Genomic DNA, 25696 nt, shown 5'->3' with positions numbered 1-25696 from the left:
CTTTCACTTATAATACTTTTTCTAAGAAGCGTTTTGCGCGGTCGGTCTGCGGGTTGAGGAGCAGGTCGGCCGGTTTGCCTTCCTCCATCAAGATGCCTTCGTCGAGAAAGAGGACACGGTCCGCCACTTCACGGGCAAAGCCCATCTCGTGCGTGACGACGACCATCGTCATCCCAGACTCGGCGAGCCCTTTCATGACGTCGAGCACTTCGTTGACCATCTCTGGGTCGAGCGCTGACGTCGGCTCATCGAACAACATGACGTTCGGCTCCATGGCGAGCGCCCGGGCGATCGCGACCCGTTGCTTCTGTCCACCTGACAGTTGACTCGGGTAAGCGTCAATCTTCTCCGACAATCCGACCCGTTCGAGGAGCTTTTTCGCCCGTTCGATCGCTTCGGCCTTGCTCACTTTCAAGACGTTGATCGGCGCGTACGTCAAATTGTCGAGCACGCTCATATGCGGGAACAAGTTGAACTGTTGGAACACCATGCCGATGTTTTGACGAGCCTTCGAGACGTTCGCCCCTTTTTTCGTGAGCTCATAGCCGGCGACGCTGACCGTGCCGGACGTCGGCACTTCAAGCATGTTCAAGCAACGGAGGAACGTCGATTTCCCGGAACCGGACGGACCGATGACGGCGACGACTTCCCCTTTCTCAATCGATGTCGTAATTCCTTTGAGGACCTCGAGGTCACCAAATTGTTTGTATAAATCCTTTACTTGTATCATCTGCCATCACTCTTTCTAAGCCGTTTTTCTAGACGTTGACCAAGATACGTCAACACCATCACTATTGTAAAGTATATCACACCGGCAAACAGGAGCGGTTCAAAGTAGATCGCCTTTTGCCCACCGACAATTTGCGCCCGACGCATGATGTCGAGCACACCGACCGTCGAGACGAGCGCCGATTCTTTCGTGAGCGTGATCATCTCATTGACGAGGGCCGGCAAGATATTTTTGAACGCCTGCGGCAAGATGATTGACCGCAGTTGTTTGACGTACGGGACGCCGAGGGCATCCGACGCTTCCCACTGTCCTTTATCGACCGCTTGAATCCCGGCCCGAATGATTTCCGAGATATACGCCGCCGAGTTGAGTGAGAAGGCGATGACGGCCGACTGATACGGCGTCGTGATATAACCGGTCAATTGCGGTAACCCGAAGTGGATGATCGCGAGTTGCAAGATGAGCGGTGTCCCGCGGAACACGGCCGTGTAGGCGTGCCCGATGAAGTTGACGAGACGGTTTGGGACGATCTTGAATGTGGCGACGACGACCCCGAGCGTGATCCCGAGCAAGGCCGAGACGAGCACGACTTGAAACATGACCGGGATTCCTTCGAGAATATACGGGATAGAATCATAAATCCGACTAAAATCCATTGTGAGTTCCTCCTAAAAAAAGGCTGACTGATATTTTCAGTCAGCCTTCTTCAATCTTTATTCAGCTGGTGCTGCTTCTTGTTCGAACCATTTTTGTGCCAACTTCTCGATGTCTCCTGAATCGATCATCTTGTTCAATTCTTCATTGAATTGATCGCGGAGCTCATCGTCCTTACGGAAGGCGGCGGCAGAACCGGCCTCTTCTTCATCGACGATTTCAAACGTTGAAAGTTCGCTGTCTTGGTCGAGATATTTCTTCGCGACCGTGTCCTCGATGACCATCGCATCGATGCGGCCTGTCTTGATTTCCTGGATGATCTCCGGAATCTTGTTCAAGGCGACGATTTCAGCGCCCGGGATTTGCTCTTTGGCAATCCCTTCTTGAATCGAACCGAGCTGGACCCCGACTTGTTTTCCGTCCAAGTCTTCAAGCGATTGGATGGCATCCCCTTTTGACAAAATCAAGTTCTTCGCCGTGAAGTAGATGTCTGAGAAATCAGCGTTCTCTTTCCGCTCTTCCGTCGGCGTCATCCCTGCCATGACGAAATCGACACGACCGGCGTTGAGCGCTCCGAGCAGGCTCCCGAAGTCCATGTCTTCAATTTTCAATTCGTAGCCCATGTTCTCGGCCACTTGCTTGGCGATGTCGATATCGAAACCGACGATCTCGTCGCCGTTCGCCGTATCGACGAACTCATATGGGAAGTAGTCCGCACTCGTCCCCATGACGATGACTTTATCCTCCTCATCGGTCGACGTCGAACCTCCTTCGTTCACGTCTGCCCCACAAGCTACCGTGAAAGCGGCAAGACTTGCGATACATAATGCTAGAAAACCTTTTTTCATATTCATCGTCCCTTTCTTCATATAGGATGAAATTATCAGAACTTTAACAAAATTATGACATATACGTGAATAGTGCTCAACTGTTCTTCAACTCATCATATGTCCGACTTGTTCTTCAACCACTATATACACATAATTATTACTTGTAAAGTATATTCATGCATAAAATATAAAAAAAATACGGTCACATTCGCTCGTAAGCAAAATAAGTGACCGTACCGTTGTCGCGAGAGCCGTAGGGCTGCACCCGTTTGACCGACGCGATCGGGATGGCGCTATACACGTGGGGATAGCGTTCCCCGTCCTCGTCAAACTCGTAGTGGAGCAGGCTGCCGAGACGTCCGACATGGAACGAGACGAGCACGACTCGCTCCCCATGATAATGTCGACGCACGAATTTGCCGATCTGTTGCGGGGTGCAACAACGAATATAACCTTCCGTCTGGAGGGTCGGCTCGTTGATCTCGCCGCGCGACAAAGCAATCGTATATTCGGCCTCGCTCATGATTTTGACGACTGGTTCCATCTCATCGATCCCTTCTTAAGGAAAAGCGCAAAGGCAATGCCTCTGCGCTCACTTCTTAGGCGTAGTAAATATCGAACAACGTCTGTAACTGCTCGACGAGCTCTTCGGCCGTCGATGACTCGATCGTGCTCCGTTCGACCATCGTGACGATATTGCCGTCTTCTAACAGCGCGATCGATGGTGACGACGGGGCGTAACCTTCGAAGTATTCACGGGCCCGGTCCGTCGCTTCACGGTCTTGACCCGCGAACACAGTCACGAACTGGTCCGGTTTGACGCCTTCCATCTTGTTCACGTACGCTGCTGCCGGACGAGCGATGCCACCAGCACAGCCACATACCGAGTTGACGAGCACGAGCGTTTTGCCTTCTTTTGTTAACGCCGCGTCGACTTCTTCCGGTGTCGTGAGTTCTGTGTACCCTGCAGCGCGTACCTCATTGCGAGCTTGTTCGACTACATCTTGAAAGTATAATTGAAAATCCATATTGTTTCCCCTTTCGACTTACGTCTGTTCTTTCTTATTTTACGTCTAGTGGATCGGTTAGGACAAGTCTATCGCTCAATTGTCCTTCGAGGAACGGTGTCGCGTTCAACAGCGTCTTGAAGGCCACATAGCGGGCCCGCGCTTCAGCGGTCGCTTCCCGGTTCGTCAAATAGGCCCGGATGAGGATGTTCTTCGGCGTGTGCTCCATGTCGATGAACTCGAGCAGTTGCGCCTCATAGCCGACGAGTCCAAGTAATTCGGCCCGAATCGAATCGGTGGCGAGCGCCGCGAACCGTTCTTTGATGAGCCCATGCTGCAACATGACGTCGAGGCTCGGCGCCTCGAGTTGACGATTCAATTCTTTTTGACAACAAGGGACGCTCAAGATGACTTTAGCTCCCCAGCGAACGGCCCGGGCGAGCGCCATGTCCGTCGCGACGTCACAGGCATGAAGCGTGACGACCATATCGACCGCCGTCTCGCCTTCGAACTCGTTGATGTCCCCGACGAGAAACTCGAGGCGCTCATAGCCGAGGTCACGGGCAATCCCGGCACATTCTTCGATGACTTCTTTCTTCAAATCGAGCCCTGTGATATGGACGTCATAGCCTTTCATTTCATGCAAGAAGTGATAGAGGGCGAACGTCAAATATGACTTCCCTGAGCCGAAATCGAGAATCCGGACGGTCCGGTCGGTCGGTAAATGTTTGATTGAGTCTTCGATAAACTCGAGGAAGCGGTTGATTTGTTTGAACTTGTCGTATTTTTGACGCTTCACTTTTCCGTCCTCGGACTGGACGCCGAGGCGGATGAGGAACGGTACCGGTTCATCGAGCGGTAACAAATACTGCTTCTCGCGGTTATGGCTCAGCTTCACTTGTTTGACGGCCGTCTCACGTTCTTTGAACGTCACTTTGAACTTTTTAGACAGTTGAAAGTGGACCTCGGACGCCGTCAACTGGAACTGACCTTGGCGGAACGTCTCGAGCAATTCATCGAGCTCGATGACCGCCTCGTCCGGTGTGAGATTTTTATGTTTCATCACCCGTTCAAATTGGTATTCGAACTGTATATGGTACTCGCCTTTCAACAGGACCGGCTTCAATTTGACCCGGCGCAAATCGTTCGACTTTTGACGTGGTTGGCTGACTGTCGCCGTCACGAGCTCGTTCTGGCGAATCACATCAGCGAGTCGCTGTTTTAACTCTGTATATTCCACTGCGTTCATCCTTTTTTCAATAGTTTCGAAACTTTTAGTCACGTGTATTCGTACATACTATTACACGAACACGTGCAAACGTCAAAGGAGGATTATTGTATGTTCAAAAAGTTATTATCATCGATTGGAATCGGCGCCGCGACGGTCGATACACGGCTCGCGGAGAACGCCTGTGTGCCAGGCGGGACGCTCGATGGTGTCGTCCATATCAAGGGCGGCAGTACCGAGCAATCGGTCGACCGGATTTACATCTTCTTCAACACGCTCTATAAACATGAGGTGAATGACAAGACGACGTACTCGACGTTCACGATTGAGAAGATCTTGTTGAACGAGGCGCCGTTCATGATTGGTCCCGAAGAAGTGAAGGAAATCCCGTTCACGATCGACGTGCCGTTCAACACGCCGATTTCGGTCAGCCAATCGAAATCGTGGATTGAGACCGGTCTCGATATCGCCCAGGCCGTCGACCCGAAAGACGAGGACTCGATTCTCGTCAAACCGAACCACGCTCAACAGGTCGTCCTCGACGTGCTCGATGACATCGGTTTCCGCTTGAAAAAAGCTGATACGGAGATGCTCCCGGCCCGCCATCGTTCGGGCCGTCTCCCGATCGCCCAAGAGCTCGAATACTCGCCGAACGGGACGAGCTATGGACGCAAACTCGATGAGCTTGAAGTCGTCATGCTTCAAACGGAGTCGTCTCTAGACTTATTGATTCAAGTCGACAAGAGCGTCCATAATCTAGGCAGCCTGTTCGCCGACTTGACGGGGACCGACGAGTCGACGCACCGACTCAGCTATACGAACACCGAGCTCGCCTCGCCCGAACGGATTCGCCGCGATCTCGAGGCATTGATTGAACGTTCCATCTGAACCATGTTGCCACGGACAATTCCCGTGGCTTTTTTTATTTTTCATATAAAAAGTCCTGCCTTCGACTGAAGGCAGGACGTGAATCAATAGAGCGTATACGTGTCTGGATCGATTGATTCGAGCGACTGCTTGATCGCCTGCAAGAATTGACCGGCGACGAGACCGTCGAGGACGCGGTGGTCGACCGACATACACAAGTTGACCATGTCACGCGCCGCGAACATCCCATTCACCCAAACCGGACGTTTCACGATCGACTCGACCGACAGGATGGCCGCTTGCGGATAGTTCAAGATCGGTGCCGATTGAATCGAACCGAACGCACCCGTGTTGTTGATCGTGAACGTGCCGCCGCGCATCTCGTCCGCTTTCAAACGGTTGCCGCGGGCACGGGCCGCCACGTCTTGAAGGGCGACGGCGAGCCCTTTGATGTTCTTCTCGTCCGCATGTTTGATGACCGGGACGTAGAGGGCGTCGTTCGCTGCGACGGCGACCGACAGATGGATATCTTGATGGACTTTGATGTGATCGCCCGCCCATTCCGAGTTCATCATCGGATGTTTTTTCAACGCCTCGATCGCCGCCTTCATGAAGAACGGCATGAATGTCAGTTTGACACCTTCGCGCTTGAAGAACTCGTCTTTCAACTTGGCCCGGGCTGAGACGAGGTTCGTCACATCGACCTCGATCATGAGCCACGCATGCGGGGCCTCATGTTTCGAGCGGACCATGTTGTTGGCGATCGCTTGACGGACACCGGCTGTCGGAATCAATTCGACGCGGTCCGTTGAGACGTCAGCAGAAGTCGTAGCAGCTGGCGTTACAGCCGGGGCAGCAACTGTTTCAGGCACTTCGAGCTTCACTTGGGTCATCGTCTCTTGGACTGGCGTCTGCGTCGCCGCTTCCGGTTTGACCGGACGACCTTCTGACAAGTAGCGGAGGACATCTTTGCGCGTGATGCGACCACCGAGGCCGCTGCCGTCGAGCTCGTTCAAGTCGATCGCATTCTCATTGGCGAGTCGGATGACCGCCGGCGAGAAACGTCCATTATTCTGTTTTCGCGGGGCGGCCGACGCGGCAGTGACCGCTTGCTTCGTCTCGACCGGGGCCGATTCGACTTGTGCCGGTTCTGCTTTCGGTTCTGCTTTTGCCGGTGTAGACTCGGCACCTTCGACTTCCATGATGAGGACTGGCGTGCCGACGGCGACCGTGTCCCCTTCACTGATTAACATTTCTTTCACGACGCCGGCACTCGTCGCCGGGATCTCAGCCGTCACTTTATCGGTCATGACCTCGGCGAGCGGCTCATACTCCTCGACGCGGTCACCTGGTTTGACGAGAAACGTCGTGATCGTCCCCTCGGTGACACTTTCCCCGAGCTGTGGCATTTTAATTGTCTGTTCCATATGATCCCTCCTTAAAAGGCGGCGAGCTGACGTGCCCGCTCCGCGATTTTTTCAGGGGAGACGATGAAGAACTTCTCCATCGGTGGTGCGTACGGCATCGACGGAACGTCCGGTCCCGCCAGACGTTCAATCGGCGCATCGAGTTCAAATAGTGCTTTCTCAGCGATGATGGCCGCGACTTCCCCGATGATGCTGCCTTCTTTATTGTCCTCGGTGACGAGGAGCACTTTCCCGGTTTTCTTGACGGCTTCAACGATGGCGTCTTGGTCGAGCGGATAAATTGTGCGCAAATCGAGGATGTGCGTGCTGACCCCTTCGGCTTCAAGCGTCTTCGCCGCTTCCTGGGCCATGTGGACGCACAGACCGTACGTGATGATCGTGATATCGTCACCTTCCCGCTTGACGGCGGCCTTGCCGATCTCGACCGTGTACTCTTCGGTCGGGAGTTCCGACTTCAATAGACGATATGCCCGTTTGTGCTCAAAGAAGAGGACCGGGTCGTTCGAACGAATGGCTGCCTTGAGCAATCCTTTCGCATCGACCGGATCGGACGGGATGACGACCTTGAGTCCAGGCGTCGAGTTGAACATCGCCTCGACCGATTGAGAGTGATAGAGCGCACCATGGATTCCACCGCCGAACGGTGCACGGATGACCATCGGGCACGTCCAATCGTTATTTGAACGATAGCGGATTTTCGCCGCTTCCGAGACGATTTGGTTGACCGCCGGCATGATGAAGTCGGCGAATTGCATTTCGGCGATCGGACGCATGCCATACATGGCCGCCCCGATTCCGACACCTGCGATCGCGCTCTCGGCGAGCGGCGCATCGATGACGCGGTCCTCGCCGTACTTCTCAATCAAGCCTTGGGTCGCACGGAACACACCGCCTCGGACACCGACATCTTCCCCGAGCACGAAGACGTTCTCATCGCGTTCCATCTCTTCATGGATCGCTTCATTGATCGCTTCAATAAACGTTTTCATCACATTTCCTCCTCGTACACATGGTCCATCGTCGATTCTGGAGACGCATATGGTGCCTTGTCGGCGTACGCAGTCGCCTCATTGACTTCACGATCGACGTTTGCCTCGATCTCTGCGAGTTCTTCCTCGGTCATGACGCCATCCTCAATCAAACGCTTCCGGAACAATTGATTCCCGTCGCGATTTTTAAGGTCAGCCAACTCTTCGACCGAGCGGTACGCTTTGTCATCGTCATCTGACGAGTGCGGTACGAGACGTTCGACTTCGGCTTCGATGAGCGTCGGGCCTTCGCCGCGAAGAGCGCGGGCGCGTGCTTCTTTCACGGCGACATAGACGGCAATCGGATCTGTCCCATCGACCGTGACGCCCGGCATCCCGTAACCTTTGGCGCGGTCCGATACGCGCTCACAAGCGAGTTGCTTCGAGAGCGGTACCGAGATGGCGTATTTGTTGTTCTCACAGAACAAGATGACCGGCAGCTTGTGGACACCGGCGAAGTTTGCACCTTCGTGGAAGTCACCTTGGTTCGATGAGCCTTCTCCGAACGAGACAAACGTGACGAGTTCTTCTTTTTTCAGTTTGGCGGCGAGCGCCACACCGACCGCATGCGGTACTTGCGTCGTCACCGGAGACGAACCCGTCACGATGCGGTGCTGTTTTGAACCGAAATGCCCTGGCATCTGACGACCGCCCGAGTTCGGGTCTTCCGCCTTGGCGAACGCCGACAACATCAAGTCGCGAGCCGTCTGTCCGAAGTGGAGGACAACGGCGACATCGCGGTAATACGGGAGAATATAGTCCGTCCCTTTCTCAAGCGCGAACGCTGCCCCGACTTGGGCCGCCTCTTGTCCTTGACACGAGACGACGAACGGGATTTTTCCGGCACGGTTCAATTTCCACATGCGCTCATCGATTTTACGGGCGCGGACCATCGTCTCGTACATCGCACCGAGGTCTTGTTTTGTCAATCCTAGTTCCTCATATGAATTCACAGTCATCTGTTCCATTCTGTTTCCTCCTTAGGCGTGAATCGGTAATCCGTCAACGGCCAGTGCCGCTTCTTGGAACGCTTCGCTCAGCGCCGGGTGAGGATGGACGAGTTGGCCCATTTCCCATGCCGTGGCGTTCAAGACGAGAGCGAGTCCGCCTTCTGTGATCAGTTCTGTCGCTTTTGGCCCGACGATATGCACACCGAGCAGGTCGTCGGTCGACTTGTCGGACACGAGCTTGACGAATCCGTCCGCCTGTCCTTCGATGCGGGCCTTGCCGAGACCGTTGAAGCGATACGTGCCCGTCTTCACATCATGACCGGCCGCTTTGGCCGCTTCCTCGGTCATGCCGACCGATGCGACTTCCGGCACCCCGTACACGCAACGCGGGATCAACGCATAATCGAGCGGAGTCGGCTCGTGACCGAGAATCGTCTCGACCGCCTTGACACCTTCCGCTGAGGCGACATGGGCGAGCTGGAGCTTGCCGATGCAGTCCCCGATGGCGAAGATGTGACGTTCTTTCGTCCGATACTGCTCATCGACTTGGATGACACCGTTCTCGACGACAATCGATGTGTTCTGTAACCCGAGATGTTCCGTATTGGCGACCCGTCCGACCGAGACGAGCACACACTCGACCGAGAGCGTCTCTTCGCCGACCGCGAGTGCGACGGCGTCCGGGGTTACTTCAGTCCGCTCGGGGTCGACCGTGACGTTCTTTTTCACTTTGACGCCGCGCTTTTTGAGCAGCCGTTCGACTTCCCGTGACACCGCCTTGTCTTCGAGCGGCAACAGTCGCTCTCCGACTTCGATCAAGGTGACGTCAACGTCGAGGTCGATGAGCATCGAGGCCCATTCGACACCGATGACCCCACCGCCAACGATGGCGATCGATGCCGGCAACCGTTCGAATTGGAGCAGGTCGTCCGAGTTTAAAATCCGTGTATGGTCAAACGGCAGACCAGGCAGTTCGCGCGGAATCGACCCCGTCGCGATGATGAGCTGGTTCGGCAAGATGAGCTCAGACTCGCCCGAGCTGTCCTCGACCGCGACCGTTCCCGGCTGCGGCGAGAAGATGCTCGGCCCTAAAATCGAGGCCTTGCCGCGGAATACCTCAATCTTGCCTTGTTTCATCAAGTGCTCGATGCCTTTCTCAAGCCCTGCGACCAAATCGCGTTTGAACGACTGGGCGCGTTCCATGTTGAACGTGACCGTTCCCGTCTCGACGCCGTAGGCGCTCCCATGTTTCGCCGTCTGATAGACGTGGGCCGCTTTCAACAACGCCTTCGTCGGGATGCATCCTTTATGTAGACATGTCCCGCCGAGTTTCTCGGCCTCCACGATTGCGACAGTTTTACCGGCTTGGGCCGCCTTGATGGCCGCGACATATCCGCCAGGACCGCCGCCGATGACGACGATCTCAAATTCTCGTGCCATGTGTATCCCCCTCATATTCTCGAACTGCTTCTTCTTGTCGGATGGCCCGGAGTGCGCCTTCGGCGAGTGCCTTCAACTCATCTTCACCAGGATAGATGTGGACCGGCGCCAAATAGCCGACGCGCGCACTAATTTGCTCGGTCAGCCAAGTCGAATAGGCGATGCCGCCCGTCAATAGAATCGCGTCGACGTCACCAAATAAGGTGGCGCCATGTTTGGCGATCTCTTGAGCGACCCGGTACGCCATCGTCTCGTAAAGGAGTGCGGCTTGCTTATCACCGTCTGCCATCCGCTGTTCGATCTCGATCGCGTCGAACGTCCCGAGGTGGGCAAACAGACCTCCGCGTCCGACGATTTTTTGTTTCATTTCCGAATGTTTATACCTGGTACTATAACATAGTTCTACTACCTGTCCAACAGGAATTGAACCGGCTCGTTCCGGCGCGAGCGGTCCGTCGCCATCGAGTCCGTTGTTCACATCAATGACCGTCCCTTTGACATGGGCGCCGACCGTGATGCCGCCTCCGAGGTGAGCGATGATCAGGTTGAGCTCTTTGTAATCGCTTCCATTTTCGGCGGCAAAACGCTTCGCGACCGCCTTTTGGTTCAAGGCGTGGAAGATGCTGCGTCGGTTGATTTCAGGCATTCCCGTTGGTCGCGCGAGCGGTCCGAGCTCGTCGACGACTACTGGATCAACGATAAAATTCGGTACTTGAAATAACTCGCCGAGCTTGTGGGCGAGCAAACCGCCCAAGTTCGAGGCGTGCATGCCGAAACGTCCGCTCGCCAAGTCTTCCCGCATGAGCGGATTGACGGCGTACGTCCCCGACGTCATCGGGGCAAGCAAGCCACCGCGACCGACGATCGCGGACAAGTCCTCGCCCGCGATGCCCGTCTCGGCCAACAAGGCCCGTACTTCCCGTTCCCGATGCGAAAGTTGCTCCGGAATTGACAATCCTGTGACGTCGGCCCCATGACGGACGGTCCGAGACATGATCTCGACCGCTCCGTCAAACAAGCCGACCTTCGTCGAAGTCGAACCAGGGTTGATGGCAAGAATGAGCTGTCTTGTCATTTTAGCGACCACCTAACAGACTCTTTTCGACTTTCAAGAACTGGCTGCGTGAACGTGCCATCATCTGAATGCGCTCTTCAGCCATCTTCTCGGCCGCGACGTGGGTCGGTACACCGTCCCGTTCGGCAATCTCGAAGACGCGCTGCATGTTGTCGTAAATGAGCTCGACTTTCTTCATCGCCCGCTCGCGGTTATAGCCTTCGAGCTCGTCGGCCACGTTGATGACACCGCCCGCGTTGATGACGAAGTCTGGGGCGTAAAGGATACCGCGCTCCTCGAGCACGTCCCCGTGACGATCCTCAGCGAGCTGGTTGTTGGCCGCTCCGGCGACGATTTGGGCTTTGAGCATCGGAATCGTCTTGTCATTGATGACCGCACCGAGCGCACACGGGGCGAAGATGTCACAATCGACCGCATAAATCTCGTCCGGCTTGACGACCGTCGCGCCGAAGTCCGTCTCGGCCCGTTTGAGCGCCTCTTCGTTGATGTCGGTGACGACCAAGTGTGCCCCTTCCTCGTGCAAGTGGCGGCACAAGTTATAGGCGACGTTCCCGACCCCTTGGACGGCGACCGTCTTGCCAGCAAGTGAGTCCGAGCTGAATTTCCATTTGGCTGCCGCCTTCATGCCGCGGTATACGCCATACGCCGTCACCGGTGACGGGTTGCCGCTCGATCCGAACGCCGGGCTGACACCGGTCACGTAATCAGTCTCCATGTGGATGAAGTCCATATCGGCGACCGTCGTATTGACGTCCTCGGCCGTGATATAACGGCCGCTGAGCGATTGGACGTAACGGCCGAACGCCCGGAACAGCGCCTCGGACTTGTCCGTCTTCGCATTGCCGATGATGACGGCCTTGCCGCCACCAAGGTTAAGTCCCGCTGCCGCGTTCTTATACGTCATCCCTTTGGCGAGACGGAGAACGTCCGTGAGCGCCTCTTCTTCTGAAGCGTAGTTCCACATCCGCAGCCCCCCGAGAGCCGGTCCGAGCGTCGTATCATGAATCGCGATAATCGCCTTCAATCCCGACGCCTGATCTTGACAGAAGACGATCTGCTCATAGTCTTCAGCCTGTAAGACGTCGAAAATACGAAAGCGTGGTTCCATGTTAGTTTCCATCATTGATGATTCCTCCATATGCGTAGTTTATTTTTTGGCGTGCAGTAATGCGAACGCGAGTGAGTACAGCTTGGCCTCGGCCGTATCGGCCCGACTCGTCAAGACGACCGGGGCGGCCGCGCCGACGACGATGGCCGCCACACTTGCTCCGGCAAAGTACATCATCGACTTATAAAGGACGTTGCCGACCTCTATGTATGGGACGAGCAATAGGTCGGCTTGTCCGGCGACGTCGCTGGCGATGCCTTTCTGTTTGGCCGCGACCATGTCGACGGCGTTATCGAGCGCGAGCGGCCCGTCGACGATACAACCTTTGATTTGTCCGCGCCGGTTCATCTGACTGAGCAGTGCGGCGTCCAGTGTCGCCGTCATCTGCGGATTGACGACTTCGACCGCCGCGATGGCGGCCACTTTCGGCGACGCGTAACCGATGTCATGCATCGCCGCCACGGCGTTATGAATGATGTCGACTTTTTCATCGAGTGTCGGCGCGATATGGATCGCCGCGTCGGTCACCCCGATCAGCCGGTCCCGATTCGGGATTTGGAACAGGGCGATATGGCTGAGCGTCCGGTTCGTCCTCAGCCCCGTCTCCCGGCTGAGCACGGCTTTCATGAACGTCGACGTCGCGACCATTCCTTTCATGAGCACATCGGCTTCCCCCGTTTTGACGGCGAGTGTGGCCCGTTTGGCAATCTCTTTGTCGCCTTTGACGTGGATGATGTCGACCGCGTCCTCGTCGATGCCGTGATCATCACACAATCGTTTAATCTCTCGGGCCTCCCCGATCAGTTTGAACCGAGACAATCCGTGATCGGTCGCGAGCTTGACGGCGCGGATGACTTCTACGTCGGCCGCCCCGGCGATCGAGACGGTGCGCCCGTTCAGTTGTTTCGCTTGTTCGAGCATCCGTTCAAAATTCATGCGTGTCCCCCCTTGCCTGTCTTCACTTACTATCATGCAAGATTGTTTCCATTTTTGAAAGCGCTTTAATCAGTTGCGCATTACGCACATTATTGCATGGTATGAAAAAAAGTGCAGGTAATTTATTGCAGACGTTCAAGTTTATTATACAGCGTTCGGATCGAGATGTGTAATCGACGAGCCGCTTCCGACTTGTTGCCGTCCGCTTCCTCGATCGCCCGTTCAATCAAATCTCGTTCGTAACGTGCGACGGCGTCTTGCAAGGAAAGCGCGTCGGTCGGTCGTGTCGACGGGACACGGGCCGAGAGTTGAAGATGGTGCGGGGCGATCCACTGTTCGCTGCTCGCCATATAGATCATCGCCCGGCCGAGCACGTTCTCGAGTTCACGGACGTTGCCTTTCCAGTATTGACTCTTCAGCAGTTCGGTCGCCTCACGGTTCACACCGCGCACACTGCGGCCGTACTCTTGATTCAATTTACGGACGATGCGCTCACAGAGCGGCTCGACTTCTTCAAGCCGGTCCCGGAGCGGCGGGATATGAATCGGCATCCGATTGATCCGATAGTACAAGTCTTCACGAAACGTCCCATCGACCACTTTTTGTTCGAGGTCGGCATTCGTCGCCGCGATGATGCGGACGTCGACCGGAATCGCATTCGTGCCCCCGACCCGGACGATCTCATGCTCCTGCAGGACGCGGAGCAACTTGACTTGGACGTCGACCGGCAGTTCGCCAATTTCGTCTAAGAAGAGTGAGCCGCCATCGGCCTCTTCGAAATAGCCGACCTTCCCACCACGTTTCGCCCCACTGAAGGCACCGTCCTCATAACCGAACAACTCACTCTCGAGGAGCGTCGGGGAGATGGCCGCGCAATTGACGCGGACGAATTTCTTATATTTCCGCGGGGACTCACCGTGGATGGCGTGGGCGAACAGTTCCTTGCCCGTCCCCGACTCCCCGCGAATGAGGACGGTGACCGGCGTGACAGCGGCGAGACGGGCCTGTTCGATGACGAAGCGCATCGCGTCGCTCGACGCGATGATGTCGGCGAACTGATATTTCGCCTCGAGGTTGCGGATACGCGTCTTTGCTTCTTGCAACTCGTCCCGGAGCGCCCGAATTTGGGAGACGTCGCGAATGACGCCGACCGAGCCGCGCAGTTTCCCTTCGACGATAATCGGCTCGGCGTTGACGAGAATGTCACGCCGCGTCGCGCCGATTTGCATCCGGATGTCACGGACACCTTGGCCTGTCGAGAGCACTTTCAAGTGAACGCTCTCCTGCATGCCGATATCGGCCGTCGCCGGCTTATCGACGACGTCTTCTTTCTTGAATCCCGTCAGTCGCGTATAGGACGGGTTGATTAAAATCGTATTCCCGTTGTGGTCGGCGACCGAGATCGCCTCGCTCGTACAGTCGATGATCGCCTCGAGCATCTGTTGGTTTTGCTTCAGCCGTTCGACGACGATACGGATGAACTCCCCGGGCAAGACGACCGCGTCCGCAAAATGTTCTTTCAACTCATCAAACGTCTCAGAGCGTCCGGTCGTCTCGATCACGAAATCGAGACGTGTTGCAGCACATACCCGCCAATCCCCCGCCGTCATAATCCCGTGGTTGCGCGCGAGCTGCACGCCTTCGGCCATCGCTTCCGGGTCGATGACGGCGACGACGGTGACGAGCGGCGAGTCGAGCAACATCTTCAACACCTCGGTCCCGCCTTTCCCCGCACCGACAATCATCAATCGTTTATTCATTCTAATATCCCCCATTTTACCGTTCTGCATCCATGCTACTGAACCTGAACTGATTTCGCAACCTCGCAAAAAAGGCCGTGTCGAGCTATGTATTTTCTGTTAAAATAATGAGTGTTAAGGAGGAGATCCTATGCGCATCATCGCACTGCTGATCTTGATCATCCCTGGCCTACTTGGTGTCTATGGCATCAAGTTGCTTCGCGACAGTTTCTTCCTCAAGACGAGCGTCCCATTCTCTTGGATCGAGTCGGTGGCAGCCGCCTCCATGCTCCAAGGAACGTTCGGGCTGTTGATCGCGATGGGCGGGATCGGTTTTGTGGCAGGTTATATCTTCAATCGTGACAAGAAAACAGGCAAAGTCCCGCGAATAGATTCTTGAACACAAAAAAAGGTTCCCTAACTTGACTTCATTTCAAGTGCGGAACCTTTTTATTCGTATTGAATTGTGATCACTACGGATGATCTCCTCTCCTACTTGCTACAATCTTGTGACATGAGGTCCAATGGTCTTCTTAATGAAGAAGTTTGAAAGAAATTAGTAACTGCCGTCTTGCGTGAACGGAAACGTACCCATTCGAGTTACTAACAAATAGTCATCGGGTCATGTCGAACCATCCATCGTGAAGTCGAACGCTTGCCATAAACTGTTCAACGGTTGACAACACTCCTTTTGGTCAACTGAACGATTCGTTTTCCCCGAACACGGTCCCTAGCTTCGAACCGATGCCGGAATCGCCTCGCGAATGAGCGTACGTCGCGACCTCTCGTCGGGACGATGACGATTTGAGATGTCGTTCCCACCTCTGAGCTATTGACGGATAGCGGTCCGAGATGATTTCTTGCTCTAACCTGTTCCGGAACACGTTAGAAAGCGTTCATCTGACGCTCGTCCAAGTAACTTGGTACACCTTTATTATAACAAGTTCCGTCAATTTTGCAAGCGCTTTCTTTCGCAATATTAAAGAAAATCAGGAGGAGAACCCCCTGATCGGTCATTGCTGTTTAAACGATTGATACGTGACGAAATATGAAATGAATTCAGAGTTTTTCGGACTGCGCTCGCGCTCAGGCCGGCCATCGAACATCTCATGGTCGCGCATCCCGTTCTCCCATGCCGTCTTGATGGCATGGCGCATCGCTCGCTCGACACGGGACGACGTCGTCTCATGCTCTTTCGCGATCATCGGATACAGTTCCTTCGTGATCAATCCGAGCAGCTCTTGACGCTCCCGGACGTAGACGACGGCTTGACGAATATATTTGAACCCTTTGATGCGCGGTGAAATCCCGAGTTGTTGCAACAACAGCGAGATATCGAGTTCTTCCGGCGACATCGCCTCGAATTCTCGGCTCGAACCAGCGGCGAGTTCGCGGATTTTCGTGATCAATTGTTGAATGTTGAACGGCTTGACCAAAAAGTAAGAAGCGCCGAGTTGAACGGCCTGTTTCGTCACTTCATCTTTCCCGAACGCACTGAGCATGATCACTTCCGGTTTGGCGTGAGCCAATTCCGTCTGTAACCGTTCGAGGACGCCGATGCCGTCCAGGTGCGGCATGATGATGTCGAGCAGCAGCACGTCCGGCTGGTGTGTCTTGACGACGTCTAAGCATGCCTCGCCGTCGTAGGCGGTCCCGACGACTTTTAAGTCGTCCTCGGACTCGAGTTGGCGGGTCAACAAGTCGACGATTTCTCGATTGTCGTCCGCGATGCATAATGTGATCAATTAAGACACCCCTTCGATAAACTTCCGTTTTAATTGGAGAGACATAGTGAGCAGTTCCTCCACATGTTGTTTCGTCAAATCCGTCATCTGCGCCCCGGCGATCATGCGCCCGAGCTCATCGACTCGTTCGGCATGACCGAGCGTGGAGACGTTCGTCTTCGTGCGATCATCCGTCTCCGTCTTCGTGATGTACAAGTGCTGATCCGCCATGGCGGCCACTTGAGCCAAATGGGTGATACAGAGCACTTGTGAGCCGACCGACAGACGGAAGATCTTCTCACCCATCGCTTGGGCGACCCGACCTGAGACACCCGTGTCCACTTCATCGAAAATGATCGACGCGACGCCGACCGTTCGCGAGAAAATCGACTTCAAGGCGAGCATGACGCGGGACAATTCTCCGCCGGAGGCCACTTTGGCGAGCGGCTTGAAAGGCTCCCCGACGTTCGTCATCATATAAAATTCGACTTGATCGAGCCCGTCCGCCTTGAACGGCCCTTCTTTGAACCGAACTTCGAACTGGGTCTTCTCCATATACAATTCTTTCAATTCACGCTGAATCGCCTTCTCGAGCTCGGTAGCTGCTTGTTTACGGGCCGCCGATAGCGCCAGCCCGGACGTACGTACTTTTTGTTCGAGCTGGGCGAGCCGGTCCGATAGTTCTTGCAAGTGTTCTTCCCGATTCGTCATCGATTTTAACTCATCGGCAATTTTTTCCCCGTACGTGATGACCTCGTCGATCGTGGCCCCGTATTTCCGCTTTAGCTGTTGGAACAAAGCGAGCCGCGTCTCGATCTCATCGAGCCGGATCGGGTCGAATTCGAGCGAGTCGAGCTGGTCACGCAACTGAAATTTCGCGTCTTCGAGCAAGAAGTAAGCGTTCGAGATCGTCTCGGCCATCGGCGCGAGCGATGTCGACAACGCGGAGGCTTCCTCCATCTCGCGCATGGCGATGCCGATCTGGTCGAGCCCTTTCGCCTCATCCGCGACCGCCTCATACGATAACCGGACGTGCTGATGAATCCGCTCGAAGTTGGCGAGCTCGTTCCGTTCCTCCGTGAGCGCCTGTTCTTCACCGACTTTCAGCTCGGCCGCCTCGATCTCATTCGTCTGGAACGCGAGCAAGTCCATGCGTTGGGCCAACTCTTGTTCACTTTGACTCAACCGTTTCAACTCATCGGCGACGTTTTTCCAATCGACGTAAGCCTCGCGATATCGCTCGAGGAGCGGGGCGAGCTCGGCTTCGGCAAAGCTGTCCAAAATACCGAGATGGTACTCGGCATCCATCAAGTGCTGATGCTCGTGCTGGCCATGGATATCGACGAGCAGTCGGCCGAGTTCGCGTAGCGTCGACAACGGCATCATCTTGCCGTTGACACGGCAGACGCTCTTTCCGCTGCTATGTAAGTCGCGGCGTAAAATGACGGTCCCTTCTTCGATCTCGATCCCGTATTGGGTCGCCGCCTCGAGGATCGGGTGGTCCGGTTCGACGATGAACAGCCCTTCGATCTCCGCCTTGTCTTGACCGTAACGGACGAACTCGCTCGAGCCGCGTCCCCCGACGAGCAAACCGATGGCGTCGAGCAAGATTGACTTCCCGGCCCCGGTCTCCCCTGTCAATACGGTCATCCCACGTTTGAACGTGATATTCAGTTCATCGATGATCGCAAATTGTTTGATCGATAGTTCTGCTAACATACGATAATTCACCTCATAACATTCCGAGTAGTCGTTCGATGATTCGTTTCGCCTGGTCTTCGTCACGGGCGATCATCAAAATCGTGTCGTCTCCACATACCGTTCCGATCAGCTCGTCCCATGACAAATGATCGATCAAGACACCAATCGCATCCGCATTGCCCGGCAACACTTTCATGACGACCAAGTTTTGAGCCGAGTCGACCGAGACGAAGCTGTCACCGAGGATCCGCTTCATCTTGCCGTACGGATTGAAGCGTTGATCGGCCGGGAGACTATACTTATAGCGACCGTCGTTGAGCGGCACTTTCACGAGATGAAGTTCTTTGATATCCCGTGAAACTGTCGCTTGCGTCACCGGATAGCCGGAGCGGTGGAGCTCATCGACGAGCTCGTCTTGTGTCTCGATTTCACGATTGGTCACGATTTCTCGAATTTTAATCAAGCGCTGTCCTTTGTTCATACTCGCTGACACCTCATTTTATGTTTCACATACTCAGTATCATTCTAAAGTATTGTCGAAAAAAGGTCTAGCTTTCGCGGGATGAATTCCCTGGATCGGCGAGCGGACACAAAAAAACTGCAGACAGGACGTCTGCAGTTCAAGCGTTCTTCTTCAATTGCGCGTGGGCGGCGTCGATGACCGCGTCCACGTCGATGGCTGGGTCGACACTGCCGACACCGGTGAAACGGGCGAACAATAAGAATTCGATATTCCCATCCCCACCGGTGATCGGCGAGAAGTCGAGTCCCGCAACTTCGAACCCTTCCGAGGCGAAGTAACGGACCATGTCGTCGACGACCCGTTCATGGATGGCACGGTCCCGGACGATGCCTTTCTTGCCGACATCGGCCTTCCCGGCCTCAAATTGCGGTTTGACGAGCGCCATGACGATGCCGTTAGGCTTCAAAATCGTCTTCAACGGCGGAATCATGAGCCGAAGCGAGATAAATGAGACGTCAATCGTCGCAAAGTCCGGCGCCACCGGAAACTGGTCCGCGGTCGCATGGCGGAAGTTCATCCGCTCCATGACGACGACACGGTCATCGCTCCGCAGTTTCCACGCCAATTGGTTATAACCGACGTCGACGGCATACATCTGCGCAGCGCCGTTTTGGAGCGCGCAATCAGTAAACCCGCCTGTCGATGAACCGATATCGATGCCGATGTTACCAGCCACATCGAACGGGAAGACTTGGAGCGCTTTTTCAAGCTTCAGTCCCCCACGTCCGACGTATGGCAACACTTGGCCTTTCACTTCGAGCGGGATGTCGTCAAACACTTTGTCCCCCGCCTTATCAAGCCGTTCGGTCCCACTATAGACGAGACCGGCCATGACGGCCCGTTTCGCTTTCTCTCTCGTCTCCGCTAACCCGCGGTCGACGAGGAGTACATCTAATCTAGTTTTCTTTCGTTTTTCCATAGTTCCTCACACATTCTGTCGATTTGTCACTTGAACGAACTGCTGAACCGAGTCAGCGATTTGCGTCGGACGGAGCCCGATTTCTTCGAGCAATTGATTGACGCCGCCGTGTTCGATATAGCGGTCCGGAATGCCAAGTCGGAGCACACGCGGGAACTGCCCGGCATCGCTCGCATGTTCGAGCACACTGCTGCCGAAACCTCCGGCGAGCGCCGCTTCCTCTAACGTGACGAGCGGGATGCCTTCCGCGTATAAAGCGGAGAGCATGACGTCGTCGAGCGGTTTGATCGTCCGAGCGTTGATGACACGGACGCTCACTTGTCCTTCAAGCAGTGCACGCACTTCAAGCGCGTCTTGCACTTGTGGACCGAACGTCAAGATGGCGACATCCGTTCCGTCCGCGACCGTCTCCCAGACGTCGAGCGGCAATTCGCGGAGCGTTTCGCTCATCGGTGTCCCGATTCCTTCGCCGCGCGGGAAACGGACGGCGATTGGACCGTCATCATACTTCAGCGCCGAATAGACGAGATGTTGCAATTCCTCTTCGTCTTTCGCCATCAAGATGCGAATGTTCGGCACGTGGCGCATAAAGGCGATATCGAACACGCCTTGGTGCGTCTCCCCGTCCGCTCCGACGAGACCAGAACGATCGATTGTGAAGACGACGTTCAAGTTTTGACGGCAAATGTCGTGCACGAGCTGATCATAGGCGCGTTGGAAGAACGTCGAATAAATCGAGACGACCGGCTTCAAGCCTTGTGTCGCCTGTCCTCCGGCCAATGTGACCGCATGTTGCTCGGCGATGCCGACGTCAAACATCCGCTCCGGGAATTGCTTGTTGAAGCAATCGAGTTTCGAGCCGACGCTCATCGCTGGTGTGATGAGTGTCACGTGCTCGTCCGTCTCGGCGACTTTCGTGATCGTCTCAGCGACGACCTTCGAATAGCTCGGTCCTTTGACCTTGCCTTTGATGACTTCTCCCGACTCGATTTTATACGGTCCGAGACCGTGCCACGTGCCGACACCATCGAGTTCGGCCGGACGATAGCCCTTGCCTTTTTTCGTGATGACGTGAACGATGACCGGTCCATCGATTTTCTTGGCGTACTCGAGCGTCTCGAGCAGGTCGCGTAAATCGTGACCGTCCGTCGGTCCGAAGTACGTGAATCCGAGCTCTTCGAAGAACGTCCCTGGGATGAGCGCTGATTTCAGCATATCCTTCACGCGTTCCCCGCTCCGTTCGAGCGAGTTGCCAACGATCGGGATATGTTTGATGAGCGTCTCGACTTCCTCACGGGCGTGTTTCAGTTTACGTGACGACCGCATCCGGCCGAGCATGTTGTGCATCGCGCCGACGTTCGGCGCGATCGACATCTCGTTATCGTTCAAGATGACGATGACATTTTGTTTCTCGGCGCCGATATGGTTGAGCGCTTCGAGCGCCATTCCCCCAGTGAGCGCCCCGTCCCCGATGATGGCGATGGCCCGGTCGTTCGAGCGTCCTTTCAACTCGTTCGCGATGGCGATTCCCATCGCGGCCGATAAGGACGTCGAGCTGTGCCCCGTCTCCCAGACGTCATGATCGCTCTCACAACGCTTCGGGAATCCGCATAAGCCGTTGTATTGACGCAGCGTATCGAACTGACTCGTTCGTCCTGTCAAGATTTTGTGGACGTACGCTTGATGCCCCACGTCCCATACGAGTTGGTCTTTCGGACTGTCAAATACACGGTGCAAGGCAAGCGTCAATTCGACAACCCCTAGGTTTGGTCCCAAGTGCCCTCCCGTTTCAGCCAATTTTTCAATCAAAAACCGTCTGATGTCTGCGCCGAGCGCTTCTAACTCGGGTACCGACATCTTTTTTAAGAATGACGGGTCTTGAATGGATGTCAAGTCCATGATGACCATCCTTTCTCCTGTCTTATTACTTATTCGTACCTTACATTTTACAAGAATGTGTCCATAGATGCTATACATTCACAAAAACAAAGGTGACACGATGTGCTCATCGTGTCACCGAGATTAATGATTGCGTCGTACGACGAAGTCGAGAAGCTCCCGTAAAAGCGGGGCCTCGACCGAAAGTTCGGCCAGTGCGGCCTCACTTTCCGTGACTTCTTGTTCCAGCGCTTTTTTCGCTCCATCGAGACCGAGCAGTTTCGGATACGTCGCTTTATCGTTTCCTTCGTCCGAACCGACTCGTTTCCCGATGAGCGCCTCGTCTCCTTCGACGTCTAAAATATCGTCTTGGATTTGGAAGGCGACACCGAGATGTTTCCCGAAGCGAACGAGCGCCTGTCGGTCCGCCAATGGGGCGTCCGCCAAAATCGCGCCTGCTTCGAGGGCGTATACGAGCAGTGCCCCCGTCTTTCGCTCATGAATCGATTGCAAGGTCGACAGCGACACGCCGGCGCGTTTTTCGGCGAGCATGTCATCGAGCTGACCGCCGACCATGCCGGCGCTACCTGCCGCTTCACTGAACCGTGTCATGAGGGCGACGACTTTCGTCGCTTCCAAATCAGCCCGTGCGATGAGATGAAACGCATCCGTCAGCAAGGCGTCGCCTGCGAGAATCGCGGTCGCCTCATCGAACTGACGATGGTTCGTCGGACGCCCGCGACGGACGTCATCGTCATCCATCGCCGGAAGGTCATCATGGATGAGCGAGTACGTGTGAACCATCTCGAGGGCGACGGCCGCTTCATGCCCGAGCGCCCGCGGACGGCCATATGTATCGAGGACGGCATAAAGAAGGGCCGGACGAATCCGTTTCCCCCCCGCCTCGAGGGAGTATGTCATCGATTGAAACAAGCGCTCCGGCATCAAAGACGAATCGAGCAAGCGACGCGTCGCCTGTTCGACCTCTTCTTTCCATGCCTGTAGATGGACCTGCACGCTCATACGGTCCCTCCTTTTTCACGGAGCGTCCCGTCAAGTTCAAGAATTTCATCCATTTTTTGTTCTGCCGCCGTCAATTTGGTCTGACAGAGGGCAGACAATCGTACGCCTTCCTCGTAAAGGGTCATCGCTTCTTCAAGGGCGACTTCTCCCGTCTCGAGTTGTGTCACGATTTCCTCGAGCCGGGCGAGCGCCGCTTCAAACGTCAGTTCTTCTTGTTTCTTCGCCATCGTGTCTCTCCTTCACTTCCGCGACGGCATGGCCATCCCGAAATCGGATCGTCACCAGGCCGTCATGTAGTTGTTTGACATCTTTCACGTACGTCCCGTCCTGTTCGACGAACGTGTATCCTCTCGCGAGCACGGCGAGCGGGCTGACAGATTGCAATCGTCCTGCCAACTGTGCGAATTGACCCGCCGGTCTCTCGAGAGGTCGAATGCGTTCTAACCGTCCTTCATATTGCCGGAAACGGTCGTCTTGCGTTCGGAACACTTGCATCAGATTGCGGACGTCGAGGCGTTGGGACGACGCTGCGAAACGGTGCCGCGCGTGCGTCACTTGTTTCGTGGCACTCTGTTCGAGCCGAATCTCGGCCTGGGCGAACCGCTCTCGCTTTTGACTGATCGTATAGCGGGGCGACTTGAGGCCGTAACTGTTTTTCATGCGCTCGACACGTTCGCGAAGCGAGGCCATTTGCGTCGTCACGACCCGCGTGAGTGCGCGACTTAAACGCTCCACATCTTTTCGTTGCGCTTCGATCGTTGCCGTCGCGAGCTCCGCCGCCGCTGTCGGAGTGGCAGCCCGTACGTCGGCGACGAAATCAGCCAACGTAAAATCTGTCTCGTGACCGACGGCCGAAATGACAGGAATCTCGGAGTGGTAAATCGCTTCGACGACGACATCCTCGTTGAACGCCCACAATTCCTCGATCGATCCACCTCCGCGTCCGACAATCAATACATCGCAGTCGGTGCGTTCATTCATCCACCGAATCGCACTCGCCACTTGCGGAGCGGCTTGTTCACCTTGGACTGCGACAGGAGCGAACGTAATGGCCACGTGCGGTGCCCGCCGTCTAAGCGTCGTCGCGATATCGTGCAAGGCTGCGCCTTTCGGAGACGTGATGATCCCGATGCGCTCAGGGAACGCCGGTAGCGGACGTTTCCGTTCCGCCGCGAACCAGCCCTTCGCCTCGAGCTCACGTTTTCGTGCCTCATAGCGTTCGAACAAGATGCCGATGCCGTCTTGCCGCATGAGCTCGACGTACAATTGAACATCACCGGTCGACTCATACATCGTCACTCGAGCGACGACGACCACGTTCATCCCGTCCGTAGGTTCAAAGTTGAGCGTGCGGGCATCTCGTGAGAACATGACCGCCTTCATGCGGGACGATTCGTCTTTCAGTGTGAAATAGCAGTGCCCTGAGGCGTACCGTTTGAAGTTCGAGATTTCGCCGATGACGGCGACTTGTTGCAACACCGGGTCACCATCGAGTTGACGTTTCACATAACGGACGACTTCAGAGACTTGAATCGGATTAGCCACGTGAGGCGACCTCGACCGTATTGTGCATGAGCATCGTGATCGTCATCGGACCGACACCACCCGGAACCGGGGTGATGGCACCAGCGACGTCGCGGACACCATCAAAGTCAACATCTCCGACGAGACGGCCGTCGACGCGGTTGACACCGACATCGATGACGATCGCTCCCGGTTTGACCATCTCGTTCGTGACGAGACCGGCCCGACCGACGGCGACGATCAAAATGTCGGCTTGACGCGTCATCGCACCGAGGTCGACCGTTTTCGAGTGACAGTATGTCACCGTGGCCGACTCGTTCAAGAACAGCATCCCGACAGGTTTCCCGACGATTTGGCTGCGACCGACGACGACGACGTGTTTACCGACGAGGTCAGTCTGTGTCTTGACGAGATGGAGAATTCCGTGCGGCGTGCACGGCAACAGTGTCTCGAGACCGAGCAACATCTTCCCGACGTTGGTCGGATGGAACCCATCCACATCCTTGTCTGGCGAGATGCGCATGATGACACGGTTCTCATCGATATGCTTCGGTAGCGGCAATTGAACGAGGATGCCATGGAGCTCGTCGTCCTCGTTCATCGAATCAATCAGTTCGAGCACTTCACGTTCCGAGATCGTCTCATCGAAACGAATCACTTGTGAATCGATCCCGATCTCAGCCGCTGCCCGTTCTTTACCCCGGACGTAGCTGTGGCTCGCCGGATCATCCCCGATTAAAATGACTTTCAGTTTCGGAACGATGCCGCGCGTACGAAGCGCACTGACCCGTTCTTTCAACGTTTCCCGATATGATGCTGCGATTTGTTTCCCGTCGATCACTACTGCCATCTCTCTCATCCCCCGTTGTTTTAGGTTTCTCTGTAGTTGGTGTGGTGTCTTCTCTATTTGTATGATGCGTTTCTCTCTTTTTTTACGCTTTGATAATGTTGCCGAGGACGCCGTTGACGAGCTTGGCCGCTTCTTCGTCGGCGAACGACTTGGCGAGTTCGACTGCCTCGTTGATCGTCACTTTGTCCGGAATCGTCTCGACATAGAGCAACTCGTACGTCGCCATGCGGAGAATCGTCCGCTCGACGTTGCCGAGACGATCGAGTCTCCAGTTTTTCAAGTTTTCGACGAGCAGTTCGTCAATTTCGTCTTTCTTTTCTAACGTCTCAACGACGAGTTGTTCGTAGAATGGATCCGAATCCATACCGTCGAGGGCGAATTCGATGGCCTCGTCCACCTCAAGTTTTGATACTTCGATTTGAAAAAGCGTTTGAATCGCTTTTTCTCGTGCTTCATGACGTTTCATTCAGATACTCTCCTTTTGCATGCTTTCATTGTGATAGTTTAGCATAAAGCCTCCATAAATTCAGTACAA

At 55.1% G+C, this 25696-nt stretch carries 26 protein-coding genes; 2 read left to right on the top strand and 24 right to left on the bottom strand.

Annotated elements, in window-relative coordinates:
• Positions 1 to 7: 7 nt before the first annotated feature.
• The 6 genes from KNP79_RS04285 to KNP79_RS04260 all read right to left on the bottom strand — a co-directional run bounded on the left by KNP79_RS04285 (position 8) and on the right by KNP79_RS04260 (position 4461).
• Positions 8 to 730, bottom strand: coding sequence for an amino acid ABC transporter ATP-binding protein (locus KNP79_RS04285; RefSeq protein ID WP_214797244.1), 723 nt, complete (start codon positions 728 to 730; stop codon positions 8 to 10).
• Positions 727 to 1386 (bottom strand): amino acid ABC transporter permease, encoded by a 660-nt coding sequence (locus tag KNP79_RS04280; protein ID WP_034777942.1) that lies wholly within the window; start codon positions 1384 to 1386, stop codon positions 727 to 729. The genes KNP79_RS04285 and KNP79_RS04280 overlap by 4 nt, the downstream gene beginning before the upstream one ends.
• Before the next feature lie 57 nt (positions 1387 to 1443).
• Positions 1444 to 2232 (bottom strand): transporter substrate-binding domain-containing protein, encoded by a 789-nt coding sequence (locus KNP79_RS04275; protein ID WP_034777944.1) that lies wholly within the window; start codon positions 2230 to 2232, stop codon positions 1444 to 1446.
• Positions 2233 to 2416: 184 nt separating this feature from the next.
• Complete coding sequence (locus KNP79_RS04270) at positions 2417 to 2758, bottom strand: DUF952 domain-containing protein (RefSeq protein WP_021067681.1); 342 nt, start codon at positions 2756 to 2758, stop codon at positions 2417 to 2419.
• A gap of 55 nt (positions 2759 to 2813) precedes the next feature.
• Positions 2814 to 3242: a BrxA/BrxB family bacilliredoxin gene (locus tag KNP79_RS04265; RefSeq protein WP_034777946.1), complete on the bottom strand. Its 429-nt coding sequence runs from the start codon at positions 3240 to 3242 to the stop codon at positions 2814 to 2816.
• A 34-nt stretch (positions 3243 to 3276) separates the two neighbouring features.
• A complete protein-coding gene (locus KNP79_RS04260; protein ID WP_214753141.1) occupies positions 3277 to 4461 on the bottom strand; it encodes a class I SAM-dependent methyltransferase in 1185 nt (394 codons plus the stop codon).
• 99 nt (positions 4462 to 4560) lie between these two features.
• Here KNP79_RS04260 and KNP79_RS04255 point away from each other — a divergent pair, with 99 nt between their 5' ends.
• Positions 4561 to 5337 carry a sporulation protein gene (locus KNP79_RS04255; protein WP_214753139.1) on the top strand — a complete coding sequence of 259 codons (777 nt, stop codon included), beginning with the start codon at positions 4561 to 4563 and terminating at the stop codon, positions 5335 to 5337.
• Between the two features lie 83 nt (positions 5338 to 5420).
• On the opposite strand, the gene KNP79_RS04250 is transcribed toward KNP79_RS04255, so the two are convergent.
• The 8 genes from KNP79_RS04250 to KNP79_RS04215 all read right to left on the bottom strand — a co-directional run bounded on the left by KNP79_RS04250 (position 5421) and on the right by KNP79_RS04215 (position 15040).
• Positions 5421 to 6743, bottom strand: coding sequence for a dihydrolipoamide acetyltransferase family protein (locus KNP79_RS04250; protein WP_215191387.1), 1323 nt, complete (start codon positions 6741 to 6743; stop codon positions 5421 to 5423).
• An 11-nt stretch (positions 6744 to 6754) separates the two neighbouring features.
• Entirely contained in the window at positions 6755 to 7732 is a 978-nt protein-coding gene (locus tag KNP79_RS04245) for an alpha-ketoacid dehydrogenase subunit beta (RefSeq protein ID WP_034777955.1), read from the bottom strand.
• Entirely contained in the window at positions 7732 to 8730 is a 999-nt protein-coding gene (locus KNP79_RS04240; RefSeq protein ID WP_034779950.1) for a thiamine pyrophosphate-dependent dehydrogenase E1 component subunit alpha, read from the bottom strand. Before KNP79_RS04240 ends, KNP79_RS04245 begins: the two co-directional genes overlap by 1 nt.
• 21 nt (positions 8731 to 8751) lie before the next feature.
• Positions 8752 to 10161: a dihydrolipoyl dehydrogenase gene (lpdA, locus tag KNP79_RS04235; RefSeq protein WP_214706114.1), complete on the bottom strand. Its 1410-nt coding sequence runs from the start codon at positions 10159 to 10161 to the stop codon at positions 8752 to 8754.
• Entirely contained in the window at positions 10145 to 11236 is a 1092-nt protein-coding gene (buk, locus tag KNP79_RS04230; protein ID WP_215191385.1) for a butyrate kinase, read from the bottom strand. The genes lpdA and buk overlap by 17 nt, the downstream gene beginning before the upstream one ends.
• Before the next feature lies 1 nt (position 11237).
• Positions 11238 to 12359 carry a Glu/Leu/Phe/Val family dehydrogenase gene (locus KNP79_RS04225; protein ID WP_215191383.1) on the bottom strand — a complete coding sequence of 374 codons (1122 nt, stop codon included), beginning with the start codon at positions 12357 to 12359 and terminating at the stop codon, positions 11238 to 11240.
• A 24-nt stretch (positions 12360 to 12383) separates the two neighbouring features.
• Entirely contained in the window at positions 12384 to 13280 is an 897-nt protein-coding gene (yqiS, locus tag KNP79_RS04220) for a phosphate butyryltransferase (RefSeq protein WP_138859278.1), read from the bottom strand.
• Between the two features lie 122 nt (positions 13281 to 13402).
• Entirely contained in the window at positions 13403 to 15040 is a 1638-nt protein-coding gene (locus KNP79_RS04215; protein WP_215191381.1) for a sigma 54-interacting transcriptional regulator, read from the bottom strand.
• A gap of 130 nt (positions 15041 to 15170) precedes the next feature.
• Here KNP79_RS04215 and KNP79_RS04210 point away from each other — a divergent pair, with 130 nt between their 5' ends.
• Entirely contained in the window at positions 15171 to 15419 is a 249-nt protein-coding gene (locus tag KNP79_RS04210; RefSeq protein WP_034777970.1) for a DUF2627 family protein, read from the top strand.
• A 613-nt stretch (positions 15420 to 16032) separates the two neighbouring features.
• Here the strand turns inward: KNP79_RS04210 and spo0A are convergent.
• From spo0A to nusB, 10 genes are all read right to left on the bottom strand, one after another.
• The gene (gene spo0A, locus KNP79_RS04205; RefSeq protein WP_034777972.1) at positions 16033 to 16764 is read right to left on the bottom strand and encodes a sporulation transcription factor Spo0A; all 732 of its coding nucleotides are present in this window, start codon (positions 16762 to 16764) and stop codon (positions 16033 to 16035) included.
• Positions 16765 to 18462 carry a DNA repair protein RecN gene (gene recN / locus KNP79_RS04200; protein ID WP_214797248.1) on the bottom strand — a complete coding sequence of 566 codons (1698 nt, stop codon included), beginning with the start codon at positions 18460 to 18462 and terminating at the stop codon, positions 16765 to 16767.
• Between the two features lie 13 nt (positions 18463 to 18475).
• Complete coding sequence (gene ahrC / locus KNP79_RS04195) at positions 18476 to 18925, bottom strand: transcriptional regulator AhrC/ArgR (RefSeq protein ID WP_021067696.1); 450 nt, start codon at positions 18923 to 18925, stop codon at positions 18476 to 18478.
• Positions 18926 to 19064: 139 nt separating this feature from the next.
• The gene (locus KNP79_RS04190; RefSeq protein WP_034777976.1) at positions 19065 to 19886 is read right to left on the bottom strand and encodes a TlyA family RNA methyltransferase; all 822 of its coding nucleotides are present in this window, start codon (positions 19884 to 19886) and stop codon (positions 19065 to 19067) included.
• 6 nt (positions 19887 to 19892) lie between these two features.
• On the bottom strand, positions 19893 to 21785 hold the full coding sequence (gene dxs, locus KNP79_RS04185) for a 1-deoxy-D-xylulose-5-phosphate synthase (protein WP_215191379.1): 1893 nt from the start codon (positions 21783 to 21785) through the stop codon (positions 19893 to 19895).
• Positions 21786 to 21908: 123 nt separating this feature from the next.
• On the bottom strand, positions 21909 to 22787 hold the full coding sequence (locus tag KNP79_RS04180; RefSeq protein ID WP_214797251.1) for a polyprenyl synthetase family protein: 879 nt from the start codon (positions 22785 to 22787) through the stop codon (positions 21909 to 21911).
• Positions 22784 to 23014, bottom strand: a complete 231-nt coding sequence (gene xseB, locus KNP79_RS04175) for an exodeoxyribonuclease VII small subunit (RefSeq protein ID WP_034777980.1) — start codon at positions 23012 to 23014, stop codon at positions 22784 to 22786. Before xseB ends, KNP79_RS04180 begins: the two co-directional genes overlap by 4 nt.
• Positions 22983 to 24332, bottom strand: a complete 1350-nt coding sequence (gene xseA / locus KNP79_RS04170; RefSeq protein WP_215191376.1) for an exodeoxyribonuclease VII large subunit — start codon at positions 24330 to 24332, stop codon at positions 22983 to 22985. The genes xseB and xseA overlap by 32 nt, the downstream gene beginning before the upstream one ends.
• Positions 24325 to 25161 carry a bifunctional methylenetetrahydrofolate dehydrogenase/methenyltetrahydrofolate cyclohydrolase FolD gene (gene folD / locus KNP79_RS04165; RefSeq protein WP_215191375.1) on the bottom strand — a complete coding sequence of 279 codons (837 nt, stop codon included), beginning with the start codon at positions 25159 to 25161 and terminating at the stop codon, positions 24325 to 24327. The genes xseA and folD overlap by 8 nt, the downstream gene beginning before the upstream one ends.
• 82 nt (positions 25162 to 25243) lie before the next feature.
• The gene (gene nusB / locus KNP79_RS04160; protein WP_034777985.1) at positions 25244 to 25627 is read right to left on the bottom strand and encodes a transcription antitermination factor NusB; all 384 of its coding nucleotides are present in this window, start codon (positions 25625 to 25627) and stop codon (positions 25244 to 25246) included.
• Positions 25628 to 25696: the final 69 nt, after the last annotated feature.

It is taken from the genome of Exiguobacterium sp. s7, assembly GCF_018618195.1.
Lineage (GTDB): Bacteria > Bacillota > Bacilli > Exiguobacteriales > Exiguobacteriaceae > Exiguobacterium > Exiguobacterium mexicanum_A.
This window is presented reverse-complemented; position numbering and strand designations above follow the sequence as displayed.

Excerpts from the sequence above, each read along its gene's own strand:
- KNP79_RS04285 (WP_214797244.1), bottom strand. The coding sequence starts at position 730 with ATGATACAAGTAAAGGATTTATACAAACAATTTGGTGACCTCGAGGTC.
- KNP79_RS04280 (WP_034777942.1), bottom strand. The coding sequence starts at position 1,386 with ATGGATTTTAGTCGGATTTATGATTCTATCCCGTATATTCTCGAAGGA.
- KNP79_RS04275 (WP_034777944.1), bottom strand. The coding sequence starts at position 2,232 with ATGAAAAAAGGTTTTCTAGCATTATGTATCGCAAGTCTTGCCGCTTTC.
- KNP79_RS04270 (WP_021067681.1), bottom strand. The coding sequence starts at position 2,758 with ATGGAACCAGTCGTCAAAATCATGAGCGAGGCCGAATATACGATTGCT.
- KNP79_RS04265 (WP_034777946.1), bottom strand. The coding sequence starts at position 3,242 with ATGGATTTTCAATTATACTTTCAAGATGTAGTCGAACAAGCTCGCAAT.
- KNP79_RS04255 (WP_214753139.1), top strand. The coding sequence starts at position 4,561 with ATGTTCAAAAAGTTATTATCATCGATTGGAATCGGCGCCGCGACGGTC.
- KNP79_RS04250 (WP_215191387.1), bottom strand. The coding sequence starts at position 6,743 with ATGGAACAGACAATTAAAATGCCACAGCTCGGGGAAAGTGTCACCGAG.
- KNP79_RS04245 (WP_034777955.1), bottom strand. The coding sequence starts at position 7,732 with ATGAAAACGTTTATTGAAGCGATCAATGAAGCGATCCATGAAGAGATG.
- KNP79_RS04240 (WP_034779950.1), bottom strand. The coding sequence starts at position 8,730 with ATGACTGTGAATTCATATGAGGAACTAGGATTGACAAAACAAGACCTC.
- lpdA (WP_214706114.1), bottom strand. The coding sequence starts at position 10,161 with ATGGCACGAGAATTTGAGATCGTCGTCATCGGCGGCGGTCCTGGCGGA.
- buk (WP_215191385.1), bottom strand. The coding sequence starts at position 11,236 with ATGACAAGACAGCTCATTCTTGCCATCAACCCTGGTTCGACTTCGACG.
- KNP79_RS04225 (WP_215191383.1), bottom strand. The coding sequence starts at position 12,359 with ATGATGGAAACTAACATGGAACCACGCTTTCGTATTTTCGACGTCTTA.
- yqiS (WP_138859278.1), bottom strand. The coding sequence starts at position 13,280 with ATGAATTTTGAACGGATGCTCGAACAAGCGAAACAACTGAACGGGCGC.
- KNP79_RS04215 (WP_215191381.1), bottom strand. The coding sequence starts at position 15,040 with ATGAATAAACGATTGATGATTGTCGGTGCGGGGAAAGGCGGGACCGAG.
- KNP79_RS04210 (WP_034777970.1), top strand. The coding sequence starts at position 15,171 with ATGCGCATCATCGCACTGCTGATCTTGATCATCCCTGGCCTACTTGGT.
- recN (WP_214797248.1), bottom strand. The coding sequence starts at position 18,462 with ATGTTAGCAGAACTATCGATCAAACAATTTGCGATCATCGATGAACTG.
- ahrC (WP_021067696.1), bottom strand. The coding sequence starts at position 18,925 with ATGAACAAAGGACAGCGCTTGATTAAAATTCGAGAAATCGTGACCAAT.
- KNP79_RS04190 (WP_034777976.1), bottom strand. The coding sequence starts at position 19,886 with ATGGAAAAACGAAAGAAAACTAGATTAGATGTACTCCTCGTCGACCGC.
- dxs (WP_215191379.1), bottom strand. The coding sequence starts at position 21,785 with ATGGACTTGACATCCATTCAAGACCCGTCATTCTTAAAAAAGATGTCG.
- KNP79_RS04180 (WP_214797251.1), bottom strand. The coding sequence starts at position 22,787 with ATGAGCGTGCAGGTCCATCTACAGGCATGGAAAGAAGAGGTCGAACAG.
- xseB (WP_034777980.1), bottom strand. The coding sequence starts at position 23,014 with ATGGCGAAGAAACAAGAAGAACTGACGTTTGAAGCGGCGCTCGCCCGG.
- folD (WP_215191375.1), bottom strand. The coding sequence starts at position 25,161 with ATGGCAGTAGTGATCGACGGGAAACAAATCGCAGCATCATATCGGGAA.
- nusB (WP_034777985.1), bottom strand. The coding sequence starts at position 25,627 with ATGAAACGTCATGAAGCACGAGAAAAAGCGATTCAAACGCTTTTTCAA.